Consider the following 15,591-nt stretch of genomic DNA (forward strand, 5'->3'; position numbering starts at 1 on the left):
CCTGCGCGTTGTCCAGGTCGGTGCCCAGGGCGAAGGTGATGGTCAGGGTGATCTTGCCGTCGGCGGTGGACTGCGAGGACATGTACAGCATGTTCTCGACACCGGTGATGGCCTGCTCGAGCGGCGCGGCCACGGTTTCGCCGATCACCTTGGGGTTGGCACCGGGGAAGTTGGCGCGCACCACCACGGTGGGCGGTACCACCTCGGGGTATTCGCTGATCGGCAGCTGGAACAGCGAGATGCTGCCGGCGATCAGGATCAGCAGCGACAGCACGGCGGCGAAGATCGGCCGGGTAATGAAGAACTGGGAAAAATTCATCGGTCTGGTCCCTTAACCGCGTGGTGCCGCGGCACTGGCGAGCTTGACCGTGACCGGCTTGCTCGGGGTGCTGGCTTCCAGGGCCTGGCGTTGCTGGGCGAGGGCGGCGAGGGTGGTGTCGCTGGCCATCGGGGTTTCTTCAGGGCTGACCGGCGAGCCAGGGCGTACACGCTGCAGGCCCTTGACCACGATGCGGTCTTCCTTGCTCAGGCCGCTGCGCACGATACGCAGGCCTTCGAGTTTGGGGCCCAGCTCCACGGCGCGGTAATCGGCCTTGTTGTCCTTGTCCATCACCAGCACGAACTTCTTGCCCAGGTCGGTGCCCACGGCCTCGTCGTTGATCAGCACGGCCGAATAGGTGGCGCTGCCTACCAGTTTCAGGCGCGCGTACAGCCCGGGGGTGAACTGGCCGTCGCTGTTGTCGAACACCGCGCGACCGCGAATGGTGCCGGTCTTGGGGTTGACCTGGTTGTCGACGAAGTTCATCTGGCCCAGGTGCGGGTTGCCGGTTTCGTTGGACAGGCCCAGGTACACCGGGGTGCTCTGGCCGCGCTGGCCGTCGCGGGCCAGCTGGGTGTACTTGAGGTACACGCGCTCGTCGGCGTCGAAGTAGGCGTAGACCTTGTCGGTGGACACCACGCTGGTGAGCGCGGTGACATCGGCGGTGACGATGTTGCCGGCGGTGAACTCGGCGCGGCTGACACGGCCGCTGATGGGCGCGGTCACGCGGGTGAAGCTCAGGTTCAGCCTGGCCAGGTCCAGTTGCGCCTGGATCGCGGCCACCCCGGCGCGGGCTTCGGCGGCGGCACTGGTGCGCGACTCGGCGAGTTCGGCGGAAATCGCATTGCTGCTGCGCAGGCGCTCGCCGCGCTGGGCTTCGGTCTGGCTGCGGGTGGCGGTGGCGCGGGCTTGTTGCAGTTGGGCTTCAAGTTGGCGTACCTGAGCCTGGAACGGGCGCGGATCGATCTGGAACAGCAGGTCGCCTTTCTTGACCTGGGCACCTTCGGTGAAGGCTACCTGGTCGATCTGGCCGGAAACGCGCGGGCGTACTTCGACGGTTTCGGGGGCTTCGAGGCGGCCGGTGAACTCGTCCCATTCGTTGATGGGCTGCTCCAGCACCTTGGCCACCGTGACTTTCGGCGCACCGGGCGCTTGCGGGGCCTCCGGGGTACGACCACAGGCACTCATCACCACCAGTGCCAGGGCAGCAAGGGGATAGCGCAAGGGTTTGAGTGAGTGTTCCATGGATAGATCCGCCAATGTATTGAGAGTGGGCGGATTCTGCGATTTGTAACTATTAACAACGAATCGAATGGGGCGAAGGTAACTATCATTCGGAATGATATGAACACCATCGCGGGTCAAGCCCGCNNGATATGGCCCTGCCGAACCTGGGGGGAGCGGGCTTGCCCCGCGATGCAGGCAGCGCCGATTCGAGATGGGCTCAGGCCTGAGCCTTCTCCTCCTGCCCCTGACGCAACCGCGTGCTGATCAGCGCCGCCAGCACCAGCAGGCCGGCGATCACCCACAGCCCGTTGCGCGTGCTGCCGGTGGTCTGCTCGATCAACCCCATCACCGACGGCCCGACGAACCCGCCGAACAGCCCGCACATGGTCACGAACGCCAGCCCCGCCGCCAGTGCACTGCCGCTCAGGCGGCTGGACGGGAACACGAAGATGATCGATTGCACCACGAACAGCATCAGCGCCGTCAGCGAAAAGCCCACCAGCCCGATGAACGAGTTGGAGAACGAGGCAATCACCAGCCCCGCCGCCATGGTCAGCAAGCCGAAGAACATGATCATCCGGCAGCGGGTGGGGGTGGTGGCCAGGCGCGGGAAGGTCGCGGCGCCAATGGCGGCGGCAATCCACGGTACCGAGGTCAGCAGGCCGATCTGGAACGGCGACAGGTTGCCATAGGTGCCGATGATGCCCGGCAGAAAGAAGATCACCGTGTAGATGGTGATCTGGTGCACGAAGTACACCGCGATCGCCAGCCAGATCTGCTTGTCGCGAAACATCTGGCTCAGGCGGGTCTGTGGCGGCGCGGCGGCTTTTTCGGCGCTCAGGCGCTGCTCGATATCGCGCTTGTCGGCCTCCGACAGCCATTTGGCCGAGGCCGGCCCGTCAGGCAGTTTCTTCCACACCACATACGCCAGCGCCACTGCCGGCAGGCCTTCGATCACGAACAGCCACTGCCAGCCATGCCAGCCCAGCAAACCGTCCATCTGCAGCAACGCACCGCCCAGCGGCCCGCTGAGGATGTTGGCCAGGCACACGCCCAGCAGAAAGTAACCGGTGGCGCGTGCCCGCTGTTCGCGGTCGAACCAGTAGGTCAGGTACAGCATCACCCCCGGGAACAGCCCGGCCTCGGCCACGCCCAGCAGCAGGCGCATGATGTAGAACGAGGTCTCGCCCTGCACGAACGCCATGCCCGCCGACAGCAGGCCCCAGGTGATCATGATGCGGGTGATCCAGAAACGTGCGCCCACCCGGTGCATGATCAGGTTGCTCGGCACCTCGGCCAGCGCGTAGGTCAGAAAGAACAGCCCGGCGCCCAGGCCGTAGGCAGCGGCCGACAGCCCCAGGTCGATGCCCATGCTGGCCTTGGCCAGGGCAATGTTGGTGCGGTCCAGAAAGCTCATCACGTAGACGATGACCAGCAGCGGCAGCAGTTTGCGCAGCAGCAGGCTGTTCAGGCGTTGTTCGGTAGGCACGGCGGGCGCGGCCGCCGCTGTCGCGGTATTGAGGATTGTCATTATTGTTAACCCCGGTATTGATGGTGCGGCCCGCCGACGCGCAGGGCGCGGCGGCGGGCTTGGGTGTCGATCAGGTGCGGGCGATGTCCAGCCACACCGGGCCGTTCGGGTACTGGTAGCGCTCCAGGGTGTCGGCGTGCATCTCGATGCTGTAGCCGGGGCGCAGCGGTGGCATGTAGCGGCCGCGGCGGATCACCACCGGGTCGATGAAGTGCTCGTGCAGGTGGTCGACGTATTCCAGCACGCGGTTGTGCAGCGAGGCCGAAACGCCGATGTAGTCGAACAGCGCGATATTCTGCACGTATTCGCACAAACCCACACCCCCGCCATGCGGGCACACCGGCACGTCGTACTTGGCCGCCATCAGCAGCACGATCAGCACCTCGTTCAGCCCGCCCAGGCGCGCCGCGTCGAGCTGGCAGAAGTCCAGCGCACCGGCCTGGAACATCTGCTTGAACATCACCCGGTTGTGGCAGTGCTCGCCGGTGGCCACGCCGATCGGCGCGATGCGCTGGCGAATGGTGGCATGGCCGAGGATGTCGTCGGGGCTGGTCGGCTCCTCGATCCACAGCGGTGCGAAGGCGGCCAGGCGGCGCATGTTCTCGATCGATTCGTCCACGCCCCACACCTGGTTGGCGTCCATCATCAGGGTGCGTTCCCAGCCCAGCTCGTCACGCAGGATACCGGCGCGGCGAATGTCGTCTTCCAGGTTGGCGCCGATCTTCTGCTTCACGTGGGTCCAGCCATCGGCCACGGCCTCGCGGGTGAGCTGGCGCATCTTCTCTTCGCTGTAGCCCAGCCAGCCCGGTGCGGTGGTGTAGCCCGGGTAGCCTTCGCGCAGCATCTGCGCCTCGCGCTCGGCCTTGCCCGGCGCATTGCGGCGCAGCAGGGCGATGGCTTCCTCGGGGGTGATCACGTCGGTGACGTAGCTGAAGTCCAGGCAGCGCACCAGTTGCTCGGGGCTCATGTCGGCCAGCAGCTTCCACACCGGTTTTTCTTCGTGCTTGGCCCACAGGTCCCACACGGCATTGATGATGGCGGCGGTGGCGAGGTGGATCACGCCTTTTTCCGGGCCCAGCCAGCGCAGCTGGCTGTCGCCCACGGTGAAGTTGTGCCAGAAGGCGCCCATGTCGGCGGTGATCTCTTCCAGGGTCAGGCCCACCACCATCGGTGCCAGCGACTGGATTGCGGCCACGCAGATCTCGTTGCCGCGGCCGATGGTGAAGGTCAGGCCGTGGCCTTCCAGGGGGCTGTCGGTGTGCAGCACCACGTAGGACGCCGAATAGTCCGGTGCGCTGTTCATCGCGTCGGAGCCGTCGAGCGACAGCGAGGTAGGGAAACGGATATCGCGAACGCTCAGATGGGTAATTCGAATGCTCATGGCGGGCTCTTGTTCTCGGTGACCACTTGGAGATCCGACTGTAGGTTGCCGAGCGATACGTGCATAATCGCGGTTTCCTAACCAGGGATACCGAATTCGATATGTCTGCGAGCCCTGAAGCCGATCCGCTGCTGCCACGCAGCCTCGGCGCGCTGAAAATTTCCAGCCGCCAGATCACCTTGCTCAACGCCCTGGGCGAGTTCGGCAACCTGCGCCGCGCCGCAGCGGCCATGCACACCACCCAACCGGCGGCGAGCCTGCTGTTGCAGCAGTTGGAGGAGCGCCTGGGCGTACGCCTGTTCGAGCGCCTGCCCCGGGGCATGCAGCCCACTCTGTATGGCGAGGTGATGATCCGCTATGCCCAGGGCGCGATGCACGAGTTCGAGCACGCCCAGGCGCAGATCGCCGAACTGGCCCGCGGTGCCATGGGCCTGGTGCGGGTGGGCACGGTGATGGGCCCGGTGCCGCGCCTGCTGACCGGCGCGGTGCTGGCCTACAAGCGCGACCACCCCAAGGTGCGCATCAGCATCGAGGTGGGCACCAGCGACACCTTGCTGCCGGCGCTGCTGCGCGGCGACTTCGACGTGGTGCTCGGGCGCCTGCCCGACCAGGGTGACAGCCAGGACCTGGACATCGAGCTGTTCGACATCGGCGAGCAGATGCGCGTGATCGCCAGGGCAGGGCACCCGCTGGCCGGCGCTGCGGCGCTGCAACTGGCCGACCTGGTGAGCCTCACCTGGATCCTGCACCCGCTCGGCAGCCCCATGCGCCGGCGCGTGGAAAGCGCGCTGCAGGCCGGCGGCATGGTGCAGTCGCTGGACATCGTCGAGACCGCCTCGATCCTGGCCACCACCGCCATGCTCGAAGCCTCCGACATGATCGCGGTGGTGCCCAACGACGTGGCCGAGCATTATGCGCGCTATGGCATGGTCGCCATCCTGCCGGTGGAGCTGCCCATCAGCATGGTCAACCTGGGCCTGCTGACCCTGCGTTCGCGCCCACGCTCGGTGGCGCTGAACACCCTGCTGCATTACCTGCGGGCGCAATGACATGACCTGCGCCGCCACCTTCAGGAGGCACTGAGCCGATGCCCTCGGACATTACCCATTCCAGCTTCTGCAACTGGGTGCGCTTCAAGCACCTGGTGCTGATCGACACCCTGGCGCGCACGCGCAACATGCACGCCACCGCCTCGCGCATGAACCTCAGCCAGCCGGCCCTGAGCAAGATGCTGCGCGACCTCGAGGAGCAGTTCGGCTTTGCCCTGTTCGAACGCCTGCCGCGCAGCATGCCGCCCACCGAGCTGGGCGAGTACGTGGTGCGCTATGCGCAGAACGCGCTGGCCGACTCGCACACCTTCGTCGACCAGGTCAATCGCCTGCGCAAGGGCGGGCACGGCTTCATCAAGGTGGGCGGCATCTTCGCCGCCACCTCGGTGGTGCTGCCCCAGGCCATTGCCGCGATCAAGGCGCGCAGCCCGCTGCTGTCGATAGAAGTGGTGGAGCAGTCCAGCGACTACCTGCTGGCGATGCTCGAACAGAACAAGCTCGACCTGATGATCGGGCGCTTCACCGAACCGCGCTTCGCCCAGTTGTTCGACTTCCAGGCACTGGAGCCGGAGCCCTTCTGCCTGGTGGTCAACAGCAGCCACCCGCTCAACCAGCTCGAGATCACGCCGCTGGAGGCCCTGGGCGACTGGCCGTGGGTGCTGTACCCGGTCGGCACGCCGATCCGCGACCGCCTGGAGCGGGCGTTTCGCGCTGCCAACATCGCCACCCCCGCCGACAGCGTGGATACCATCTCGATGCCGATGTTCCTGCAACTGCTGCAGTCGGGGCCGATGATCGCCATGCTGCCGCGCTCGATGGTGGCGGCGCAGCTGGCCAGCGGTCAGTTTCGCGAGCTGCAGACCCCGCTGCACCTGGCACCGCTGGAGTACGGCATCATCACCCGCAAGGACCAGCCGCTGACCGGCTCGGCGCAGGTGTTCGCCGATATCCTGCTGGACTTCGCCCGCCAGCGCCGTCAAGCCGAGGGTCATAAAACGATCTATAAATGAAACGAGAATTCGCACTTCGATAACCCAGGGTTATCGCTTGATCGGATCATCTCATTGGGAATACGCCGGCCGGCTCCTTACAGTTGGTGCAGATTCGCCCGCACAAGACGGGCGTGATGCCATAACAAGAAGCTTGCCGTAGCGCCCTGAGAGGTCCCATGCACCTGATTGCCAGAACCCGCAGCAGCGAAGACCCTGCGGTCATCCGCCTCAACCCGCTGGACAACGTGCTGATTGCCCGCCAGGTGCTGCCCGAGGGCCTGCACCTGGACGCCGAGGCGGTCACCGTGCGCCAGTCGATCCCTTCGGGGCACAAGGTGGCCAGCCAGCGCGTGGAGCAGGGCGAGGCGCTGCGCCGCTATGGCCAGATCATCGGTTTTGCCTCGCAGCCCATCGAGGCCGGCGAACACGTGCATGTGCACAACGTGGAGATGGGCGACTTCGCCCGTGACTACGCCTTTGGCGAAGACGCCCACAGCGTGCCGGCCAGGGAAGCCTTCTTCGAAGGCATCGTGCGTGCCGACGGGCGGGTGGCCACCCGCAACTACGTGGGCATCCTGACCTCGGTGAACTGCTCGGCGACCGTTGCCCGTGCCGTGGCCGACCATTTTCGCCGCGATATCCACCCCGAGGCGCTGGCCGACTACCCCAACGTCGATGGCGTGGTGGCCCTGACCCACGGTGCCGGTTGCGCGGTCGACCCCAGCGGCGAAGCCCTGGGCCTGCTGCGCCGCACCCTGGGCGGCTATGCCGTGCACCCCAACTTCGCCGCCGTGCTGATCATCGGCCTGGGCTGCGAGACCAACCAGATCGAAAGCCTGATGCAGACCCAGGGGCTGACCGCCGGCGCCCAGTTGCGCGCGTTCACCATCCAGGGCATTGGCGGCACCTCCAAGACCATCGCCGCCGGTATCGAGCAGGTCAAGGCGCTGCTGGCCGACGCCAACCAGGTGCGCCGCGAGCCGGTCAGCGCCCGGCACCTGATCGTGGGCCTGCAATGCGGCGGTTCCGACGGCTATTCGGGCATCACCGCCAACCCCGCGCTGGGCAATGCGGTAGACCGCCTGGTGGCTGCGGGCGGCACCGCGATCCTGTCCGAAACCCCGGAAATCTACGGTGCCGAGCACCTGCTGACGCGCCGTGCGGTCAGCCGCGAAGTGGGCGAGAAGCTGATCGCGCGCATCCACTGGTGGGAAGACTACTGCCAGCGCATGAACGCCGAGCTCAACAACAACCCCTCGGCCGGCAACAAGGCCGGCGGCCTCACCACCATTCTCGAAAAATCCCTGGGCGCCGTGGCCAAGGCCGGCTCCAGCAACCTGGTGGACGTGTACCAGTACGCCGAGGCCGTGCGCGCCAAGGGGCTGGTGTTCATGGACACCCCCGGCTACGACCCGGTGTCGGCCACCGGCCAGGTCGCCGGCGGCGCCAACCTGATCGCCTTCACCACCGGTCGCGGTTCGGCCTACGGCTGCGCCCCGGCGCCGTCGATCAAGCTGGCCACCAACAACCGGGTGTTCGAGCACCAGGAAGAAGACATGGACGTGAACTGCGGCGGCATTGCCGACGGTTCCACCAGCATTGAAGAACGCGGCGCCTACATCTTCGAACAGATGCTGCGCATCGCATCGGGCCAGCGCAGCAAGAGCGAGCAACACGGCTACGGGCAGAACGAGTTCGTGCCGTGGCAGATCGGCGCCGTGACCTGATTGACCTTTCCGCACCCTTACAGAGGCGAAATGCACATGAGCTTTTCCGGACACAACTTCATCGCAGGCCAGCGCAGCGCCCTGGGCGACACCCTGGTCTACAGCGTCGACGCCCACACCGGCGAACGCCTGCCGGGCGGTTTCCACCAGGCCACCCTGGACGAAGTCGACAGCGCCGTTGCCGGTGCCAGCGCGGCCTTCCCGTTGTTTCGCAGCCTGCCGGCCGTGCGCCGGGCCGAATTTCTCGACGCCATTGCCGATGAACTCGACGCCCTGGGCGAGGACTTCGTGGCGCTGACCTGCCGCGAAACCGCGCTGCCAAGCGCACGCATCCAGGGGGAGCGCGGTCGCACCAGCGGCCAGATGCGCCTGTTCGCCAAGGTGCTGCGCCGTGGCGACTTCTACGGTGCGCGCATCGACCAGGCGCTGCCCGAGCGCACGCCGCTGCCACGTCCGGACCTGCGCCAGTACCGCATCGGCGTGGGCCCGGTGGCGGTGTTCGGCGCCAGCAACTTCCCGCTGGCATTCTCCACCGCTGGCGGCGACACCGCCGCAGCGCTGGCGGCCGGTTGCCCGGTGGTGTTCAAGGCCCACAGTGGCCACATGGCCACTGCCGAGCGCGTGGCTGAGGCGCTGCTGCGTGCGGCCGACAAAACCGGCATGCCGGCCGGCGTGTTCAACATGATCTTCGGTGGCGGTGTGGGCGAGGCGCTGGTCAAGCACCCCGGCATCCAGGCCGTGGGCTTCACCGGTTCGCTCAAGGGCGGCCGTGCCCTGTGCGACATGGCGGCGGCGCGGCCGCAGCCGATCCCGGTATTTGCCGAGATGTCGAGCATCAACCCGGTACTGGCGCTGCCGCAGGCACTGGCCAGCCGTGGTGCGCAGATGGCCAGGGAACTGGCCGCCTCGGTGGTGCAGGGCTGTGGCCAGTTCTGTACCAACCCGGGCCTGGTGCTGGGCATCCGCTCGCCGGCCTTCACCACCTTCATCGAGCAACTGGGCGGCCACCTGGCCGAACAGGCGCCGCAGACCATGCTCAACGCCGGCACCCTGGCCAGCTATGGCAAGGGCCTGCAGGCACTGCTGGCGCACCCCGGCATCCAGCACCTGAGCGGCCAGGCACAAGCCGGCAACCAGGCCCAGGCGCAGCTGTTCGGCGCCGATGTCAGCCTGCTGCTGGAACACGACGAACTGCTGCAGGAAGAGGTGTTCGGCCCCTGCACCATCGTGATCCAGGTGGCCGACGACGCCGAGCTGCTGCGCGCCGTCAGCGCCCTGCGGGGCCAGCTCACCGCCACGCTGCTGGCCGACGGTGACGACCTGCCGGCCTTCGCCCAGCTGTTCGGCGTGCTCGAAGACAAGGTCGGCCGCGTGCTGGTCAACGGCTACCCCACCGGTGTGGAGGTGTGTGACGCGATGGTGCACGGCGGCCCGTACCCGGCCACCTCCGATGCCCGCGGCACCTCGGTCGGCACCCTGGCCATCGACCGCTTCCTGCGCCCGGTGTGCTACCAGAACGTGCCCGACGCGTTGCTGCCGGACGCCCTGAAGGACGCCAACCCGCTGGGTATCCAGCGCCTGGTCGATGGCCAGTACAGCCGCCAGGGCCTGAGCGATGTCTGAAGCCCGGCGCTACGACACGGCCACGCTGACCCGGTTCGTCGAACAGTTGTTCGAGGGTGCCGGGGCCGACGCCGAGGTGGCCCGGGTGGTGACCCGCGTGCTGCTCGAGGGCGAGCTGCTGGGGCACCGCACCCACGGCCTGAACCTGGTCAGCCGCTATGTCGATGGCGTACAGCGCGGTGAGGTCAAGGCACGTGCCGCCGACCTCGAACACCTGCAGGGCAGCGGCATCGCCACGCTGTTCGACGGCCACTACGTGCTGGGCCCGTACTGCGTGGAGCGTGCCCTGGCATGCGCCGCGCAGGGTGCCCAGGCGCAGGGTATCGGCATCTCGGTGGTGCGCCGTGCCTCGCACATCGGCTGCCTGGCGGCCTACCTCAAGCCCTACACCGACCGTGGCCTGGTGGCCCTGCTGTATTCCTCCGACCCGTCGGTGGGGCTGGTGTGCGCCCAGGGCGGCATCGACCCGATCTACACCCCCAACCCGATTGCCGCGGGTATTCCGACCCAGGGCGAGCCGATCCTGCTGGATGTGAGCATGTCCAGCGTCACCCTGGGCCTGGTGGGCCAGTGCCGCGATGCCGGCACCACCTTGCCTCACGCCGTGCTGATGAGTAACGACGGCACGCCGAGCAACGACCCGCGCGACTTCTTCACCACGCCCCAGGGCAGCCTGCTGCCATTGGGCGGGCAGGCCTTCGGGCACAAGGGCTTTGCCCTGGCCCTGCTGGTCGAGGCGCTGACCTCGGGCCTGGCCGGGCACGGGCGCAAGGACGCGCCGCAGCAGTGGGGCGCCTCGGCCACCGCAGTGGTAATCGACCCGCGCTTCTTCGGCGGGCTTGAGGCCTTTACCGCCGAGAGCAGCTTCCTTGGCCAGTTGGTGCTGGCCAGCCGTCCGCTCGACCCGCAGCGCCCGGTGCGCCTGCCGGGCCAGGCCGGGCTGAAACTGCGCGAGCAGGCGTTGCGCGAGGGCCTGGGCCTGTCGCCGGCGGTGCTTGATGCGCTGAACCAGACCGCTGCGCAGTTGCAACTTGCGCCGCTTTCGCAATGACCGACCACCACAACAAGAGTGCACACATGACCAACCAGAACCAGGCGCACGCGCCTCTCGCACTGAGCAACGATCTCGCCGTGTTCGCCACCGGCAGCTGGGTAGGGCGGGTGTGGCTGCCCGAGCAGGGCCCGGCCGTGGTGCTGGTCAGGGCCGGCGCGGTGCATGACATCAGTGCGCATGTGGCCACCGTCTCGGCCCTGCTCGAACAACCCGACCCGGCCGCCTACCTGCGCGCACTGCCGCTGGGCGAGGCGTTGATCGAGCTGCCCGCGCTGCTGGCCAACAGCGACCCGCAGCAGCGCGATGCGCGCCTGCCATGGTTGCTGGCCCCCATCGACCTGCAGGCGGTCAAGGCCGCCGGCGTGACCTTCGCCGCCAGCCTGCTGGAGCGTGTGGTCGAAGAGCAGGCCAAGGGCGACCCGGCCAAGGCCGACGCGATTCGCGACACCCTGGTCAGCCGCATCGGCGCCGACCTGTCGCGTATCGTGCCCGGCTCGGCCCAGGCCGAAGAACTGCGCGTGCTGCTGGTGGAGCAGGGCATGTGGTCGCAGTACCTGGAAGTGGGCATCGGCCCGGACGCCGAAGTGTTCACCAAGGCCCAGCCGTTGTCGGCGGTCGGCCACGGCGCCGATATCGGCCTGCACCCCAAGTCCAGCTGGAACAACCCCGAGCCCGAGGTGGTGCTGGCGGTGTCGAGCAACGGCACCATCCACGGCGCCATGCTGGGCAACGACGTGAACCTGCGCGACTTCGAAGGGCGCAGCGCGCTGCTGCTGTCCAAGGCCAAGGACAACAACGCCTCGACCGCCCTCGGCCCGCTGCTGCGCCTGTTCGACGAGACCTTCAGCCTGGAGGACGTGCGCGCCGCCGAAGTCGACCTGCGCGTCGAAGGCCGGGATGGCTTCGTGCTGCAGGGGCGCAGCTCGATGCGCCAGATCAGCCGCGACCCGGTCGACCTGGTGCAGCAGACCCTCAACGAGAACCACCAGTACCCCGACGGCCTGGTGCTGTTTCTGGGTACCCTGTTCGCGCCCAAGCAGGACCGTGACCAGCCCGGCAGCGGTTTCACCCACAAGCTGGGCGATGTGGTCACCATCAGCAACCCGCTGCTGGGCAGCCTGTGCAACCGCGTGACCACCAGCGACCAGGCACCACAATGGGCATTCGGCCTGCGTGCGCTGATCGAAAGCCTGAGCCGTCGTGGCTTGCTGGAGGTGGCAGTGACTGCACGCCAGCCCTGAGCGGGCGTGCGTATTCCAGGGATGACGTGTGGATGAAGGATCGCCTCGGCGTTTGACGCTGCAACAACAATAATAAAGGCCATCAGATGAACGCACTGAAGAAGTACCAACGCATCACCGTCGTGTTTCTGCTGTTGATCGGCATCGTCAACTACCTGGACCGCAGCGCGCTGTCGATTGCCAACACCTCGATCCAGCGCGACATGCTCATCAGCCCTTCGCAGATGGGCATCCTGCTGTCGGCCTTCTCCGTGGCCTATGCCTTTGCGCAGTTGCCACTGGGCCTGATCATCGACCGACTGGGCAGCAAGATCGCCCTGGGCGCCTCGTTGCTGGCCTGGTCGGTGGCGCAGTCGCTGTGCGGGCTGGTCAACAGCTTTGGCGGCTTCATGGGCCTGCGGGTGCTGCTGGGGATCGGCGAGGCGCCGATGTTCCCCTCGGCGGCCAAGGCGCTGTCGGAATGGTTCGACGCCAACGAGCGGGGCACGCCGACCGGCATCGTGTGGTCGTCGACCTGCCTGGGGCCGTGTCTGGCGCCACCGTTGCTGACGCTGTTCATGGTCAACTTCGGCTGGCGCGGGATGTTCATCATCACCGGCGTGATCGGCATCGTGCTGGCGCTGTGCTGGTTGTCGTTCTACAAGAGCAAGGCCAGGTACCTGGCCGAACTGGCGGCGCAGGGCCAGGCGCTGCCAAGCGAACAGCCGGCGCCGCGGGCTGACGCGGTGCAGGCGCCCAAGGCGTCGTACTTTGCCGGCTGGCTCGACCTGTTCAAGCACCGCAGCACCTGGGGCGCGGTGCTGGGCTTCATGGGCGTGATCTACATGCTGTGGCTGCACCTGACCTGGCTGCCGGGCTACTTCGAGCGCGAGCATGGGCTGAACCTGTATGACACCGCGTGGGTGGTATCGCTGGCCTATGGTTTCGGCGCGGTGGGCACCATCGTGGCGGGTCGGTTCTGCGACCTGCTGGTACGGCGTGGCATGAGCGTGCTGGCCAGCCGCAAGTTCAGCGTGATCACCGGGCTGGTGCTGGCGGCGCTGTTCACCTTGCCGCTGTCATATGTGAGCGGGTTGACCGGGTGCGTGATACTGCTGTGCCTGGCGCTGTTCAGCATCAACATGGCCAGTGCCACTGCGTGGATGATCGTCAACACCATCGTCGACAGCCCGCGGGTGGCCTCGTTTGGTTCGATCCAGAACTTTGGCGGCTACATTGCAGGGTCCGTGGCGCCGATCGTGACCGGGTTCAGCATCCAGTATTCGGGTTCGTTCAATACCGCGTTCATGATCAGTGCGGTGGTGGCGCTGTGCTCGGCGCTGGCGTACTTCCTGTTGCTCAAGGCGCCGATCGGCGGGGCGGATGAGCCGGCGGGGCAGATGGCCGGGGCTACCCAGTAGGACAGGTGGCGAGCGCTTCGCGCTCGTTCACTGGCGTGCCAGCGAAGAGGCCGGTGGTCTTCGCTCCTCTGCCATTCATCCACCCAATCGCACCCTGGCGCACGCGCGCCCTCAAACCCCCTGAATGGCCCGTGACACGGGCCCGCATTCAACCGGATCGAGGGTGAGCACCATGCCCCAGGGAAGCAAAGCCAAGTACACCGCCGAGCAGAAACGCAAGGCGCAGCACATCGAAGAAAGCTACGAGCAAAAAGGCACGCCCAAAGCCGAGGCCGAGGCGCGTGCCTGGGCCACGGTGAACAAGCAGTCTGGCGGGGGCGAGAAAAAGGGCGGCTCAGGTCGCAGCACCCCGGCCGGCGAAAAGCACGCCGCTGCCTCCGATTCGGCCAAACGCGCCGCCAGCACCCGCGCCGGCCACGCGCGCACCTCCACCACCTCGTTGGCCAGCCAGACCAAGCAAAGCCTGCTCAAGGAGGCGCGCAGCAAGGACATCAAGGGGCGCTCGAGCATGACCAAGGCGCAGCTGATCGAAGCGCTGCACGCCCACCACTGAACCCGCCCGACGCTGACCGGCGAGGCCGCCGGCCAGCGTCACGGGCTCAGGCCACCACGCCGTCGTCGACGATGGCCATCGGCAACTCGATGCTGCTGTCGCCAGGCGTGAGGATGACCTTGCGGCACTCCTGCTCCTTCTTGTCGAAGATCCTGTAGCCCTCGGCCGCCTGTTCCAGCGACAGGCGGTGGGTGATGATGGTTTCCGGCGTGAGCGCGCCGGTTTCGATGTAGCCCAGCAGTTCGGGCAGGTAGCGCTGCACGTGGGTCTGGCCCATGCGAAAGGTCAGGCCCTTGTCGAACGCATCGCCGAACAGGAAGCCGTGGATGAACCCCGAATACACCCCCGGCACACTGACCACACCGCCGCGCCGGGCTGCCGCGATGCACTGGCGCAAGGCCTTGCCGCTGCTGCCCTCGAGCTTGAGCGCGGCCAGCACGGTTTCGGTGGTGCTGCCCTTGGCCTCGAAGCCCACCGCATCGACCACACCATCCACCCCGCGCATGCCCGGGGTCTGGCGGATGATGGTATCGGCCGGGTCGTCGTCATCGTCGAAATTGATCGGTATCACGCCATACGCCTGCTGCGCATAGGCCAGCCGGTAGGGGTGGTGGTCGACCATGAAGATGCGTTCGGCGCCGAGCATCCGCGCCACCGCCGCGCACAGCAGCCCGACCGGCCCCGCGCCGTAGATGGCGAGGCTCGAACCCTGGCCGATCTCGGTGTTCTTCACCGCCTGGAAGGCCGTGGGCAGGATGTCGGACAGAAACAGCACCTTCTCGTCGCTCAGCGTGCCGGGCACGCGGAACGGCCCGGTGTTGGCCTTGGGTACGCGCACGTACTCGGCCTGGCCGCCGGGTACGCCACCGTACAGGTGGCTGTAGCCGAACAGCGCTGCGCCAGAGGGGATGAGCTTCTTGTTGAGGATCGCGCCGCGCCCGGTATTGGTGGTCTCGCACGCGGCGAACAGGTCCTGCTGGCAGAAGAAACAGCTGCCGCAGGCAATCACGAACGGGATCACCACGCGATCGCCCGGCTGCACCGCGGTCACCCCGGTGCCGACTTCCTCGACCACGCCCATGAACTCGTGACCGAAGATGTCGCCGTCTTCGACCGCCGGGATCTTGCCGCGGTACAGGTGTAGGTCCGAGCCGCAGATGGCGGTGGCGGTCACCCGCAGGATCAGGTCGTCGGGTTCTTCCAGAATGGGGTCGATTACGGTATCGACCCTGACGTCGTGGGCGCCGTGGTAAGTGAGTGCTCTCATGGTCTCTCCAGCTTCGCGTAGGTAGGTGCAACACAGAGGGGCGTGCCCCGGCGCACAGGGCGCCGGGGCGACACTCAGGGCCTGAAGCCCAGGCCGTCGGACCGGTCGGCAGGCCCCTCGCGGGGGGCCTGCGCGGCAGCTGCCGGCGCGCTGGCGTCGGCGTTGTGCACGGCCTGGGTGGCGTCGGCGTACAGCGCCTTGCCGGTGCGGGTCACCTTGTCGGCCAG

Annotated in this window: 13 protein-coding genes; 8 read left to right on the forward strand and 5 right to left on the reverse strand. The window is 67.1% G+C overall.

The genetic code is table 11. The features are described from left to right. The 4 genes from B4I46_RS19120 to B4I46_RS19135 all read right to left on the reverse strand — a co-directional run. Positions 1-319 (reverse strand): efflux RND transporter permease subunit (locus B4I46_RS19120; protein WP_286901372.1); only part of this gene is annotated, 319 nt, incomplete at its 3' end. A 12-nt stretch (positions 320-331) separates the two neighbouring features. Then, positions 332-1,564, reverse strand: coding sequence for a multidrug efflux RND transporter periplasmic adaptor subunit MexE (gene mexE / locus B4I46_RS19125; RefSeq protein WP_043864073.1), 1,233 nt, complete (start codon positions 1,562-1,564; stop codon positions 332-334). A gap of 199 nt (positions 1,565-1,763) precedes the next feature. After that, positions 1,764-3,077, reverse strand: coding sequence for an MFS transporter (locus tag B4I46_RS19130; RefSeq protein WP_286901373.1), 1,314 nt, complete (start codon positions 3,075-3,077; stop codon positions 1,764-1,766). 70 nt (positions 3,078-3,147) lie between these two features. Further along, complete coding sequence (locus tag B4I46_RS19135; RefSeq protein ID WP_043864071.1) at positions 3,148-4,458, reverse strand: L-fuconate dehydratase; 1,311 nt, start codon at positions 4,456-4,458, stop codon at positions 3,148-3,150. Positions 4,459-4,559: 101 nt separating this feature from the next. Between B4I46_RS19135 and B4I46_RS19140 the strand changes: the two genes are divergently transcribed. The 8 genes from B4I46_RS19140 to B4I46_RS19175 all read left to right on the forward strand — a co-directional run bounded on the left by B4I46_RS19140 (position 4,560) and on the right by B4I46_RS19175 (position 14,097). Next, positions 4,560-5,507, forward strand: a complete 948-nt coding sequence (locus B4I46_RS19140) for a LysR substrate-binding domain-containing protein (RefSeq protein ID WP_286901375.1) — start codon at positions 4,560-4,562, stop codon at positions 5,505-5,507. Between the two features lie 38 nt (positions 5,508-5,545). Then, positions 5,546-6,517 carry a LysR family transcriptional regulator gene (locus B4I46_RS19145; protein WP_043864069.1) on the forward strand — a complete coding sequence of 324 codons (972 nt, stop codon included), beginning with the start codon at positions 5,546-5,548 and terminating at the stop codon, positions 6,515-6,517. Positions 6,518-6,675: 158 nt separating this feature from the next. Next, complete coding sequence (locus B4I46_RS19150; RefSeq protein WP_043864068.1) at positions 6,676-8,226, forward strand: UxaA family hydrolase; 1,551 nt, start codon at positions 6,676-6,678, stop codon at positions 8,224-8,226. A 36-nt stretch (positions 8,227-8,262) separates the two neighbouring features. After that, complete coding sequence (locus tag B4I46_RS19155; RefSeq protein ID WP_253086911.1) at positions 8,263-9,849, forward strand: aldehyde dehydrogenase (NADP(+)); 1,587 nt, start codon at positions 8,263-8,265, stop codon at positions 9,847-9,849. Continuing rightward, positions 9,842-10,900, forward strand: coding sequence for an Ldh family oxidoreductase (locus B4I46_RS19160; protein ID WP_043864102.1), 1,059 nt, complete (start codon positions 9,842-9,844; stop codon positions 10,898-10,900). The genes B4I46_RS19155 and B4I46_RS19160 overlap by 8 nt, the downstream gene beginning before the upstream one ends. Positions 10,901-10,926: 26 nt before the next feature. Continuing rightward, the gene (locus B4I46_RS19165; RefSeq protein WP_123753253.1) at positions 10,927-12,144 is read left to right on the forward strand and encodes a fumarylacetoacetate hydrolase family protein; all 1,218 of its coding nucleotides are present in this window, start codon (positions 10,927-10,929) and stop codon (positions 12,142-12,144) included. Positions 12,145-12,230: 86 nt separating this feature from the next. Then, positions 12,231-13,544, forward strand: coding sequence for an MFS transporter (locus B4I46_RS19170; RefSeq protein WP_058540343.1), 1,314 nt, complete (start codon positions 12,231-12,233; stop codon positions 13,542-13,544). Between the two features lie 172 nt (positions 13,545-13,716). Then, the gene (locus B4I46_RS19175) at positions 13,717-14,097 is read left to right on the forward strand and encodes a hypothetical protein (RefSeq protein ID WP_043864065.1); all 381 of its coding nucleotides are present in this window, start codon (positions 13,717-13,719) and stop codon (positions 14,095-14,097) included. Between the two features lie 46 nt (positions 14,098-14,143). On the opposite strand, the gene B4I46_RS19180 is transcribed toward B4I46_RS19175, so the two are convergent. Beyond that, the gene (locus tag B4I46_RS19180; RefSeq protein ID WP_058540342.1) at positions 14,144-15,364 is read right to left on the reverse strand and encodes a zinc-dependent alcohol dehydrogenase; all 1,221 of its coding nucleotides are present in this window, start codon (positions 15,362-15,364) and stop codon (positions 14,144-14,146) included. Positions 15,365-15,591: the final 227 nt, after the last annotated feature.

The sequence above is a fragment of the Pseudomonas sp. UBA7500 genome (assembly GCF_002478435.1).
Classification (GTDB): Bacteria; Pseudomonadota; Gammaproteobacteria; order Pseudomonadales; family Pseudomonadaceae; genus Aquipseudomonas; species Aquipseudomonas palmensis.

Coding starts and splice junctions, on each gene's coding strand:
- mexE (WP_043864073.1), bottom strand. CDS start 1,564: ATGGAACACTCACTCAAACCCTTGCGCTATCCCCTTGCTGCCCTGGCA.
- B4I46_RS19130 (WP_286901373.1), bottom strand. CDS start 3,077: ATGACAATCCTCAATACCGCGACAGCGGCGGCCGCGCCCGCCGTGCCT.
- B4I46_RS19135 (WP_043864071.1), bottom strand. CDS start 4,458: ATGAGCATTCGAATTACCCATCTGAGCGTTCGCGATATCCGTTTCCCT.
- B4I46_RS19140 (WP_286901375.1), top strand. CDS start 4,560: ATGTCTGCGAGCCCTGAAGCCGATCCGCTGCTGCCACGCAGCCTCGGC.
- B4I46_RS19145 (WP_043864069.1), top strand. CDS start 5,546: ATGCCCTCGGACATTACCCATTCCAGCTTCTGCAACTGGGTGCGCTTC.
- B4I46_RS19150 (WP_043864068.1), top strand. CDS start 6,676: ATGCACCTGATTGCCAGAACCCGCAGCAGCGAAGACCCTGCGGTCATC.
- B4I46_RS19155 (WP_253086911.1), top strand. CDS start 8,263: ATGAGCTTTTCCGGACACAACTTCATCGCAGGCCAGCGCAGCGCCCTG.
- B4I46_RS19160 (WP_043864102.1), top strand. CDS start 9,842: ATGTCTGAAGCCCGGCGCTACGACACGGCCACGCTGACCCGGTTCGTC.
- B4I46_RS19165 (WP_123753253.1), top strand. CDS start 10,927: ATGACCAACCAGAACCAGGCGCACGCGCCTCTCGCACTGAGCAACGAT.
- B4I46_RS19170 (WP_058540343.1), top strand. CDS start 12,231: ATGAACGCACTGAAGAAGTACCAACGCATCACCGTCGTGTTTCTGCTG.
- B4I46_RS19175 (WP_043864065.1), top strand. CDS start 13,717: ATGCCCCAGGGAAGCAAAGCCAAGTACACCGCCGAGCAGAAACGCAAG.
- B4I46_RS19180 (WP_058540342.1), bottom strand. CDS start 15,364: ATGAGAGCACTCACTTACCACGGCGCCCACGACGTCAGGGTCGATACC.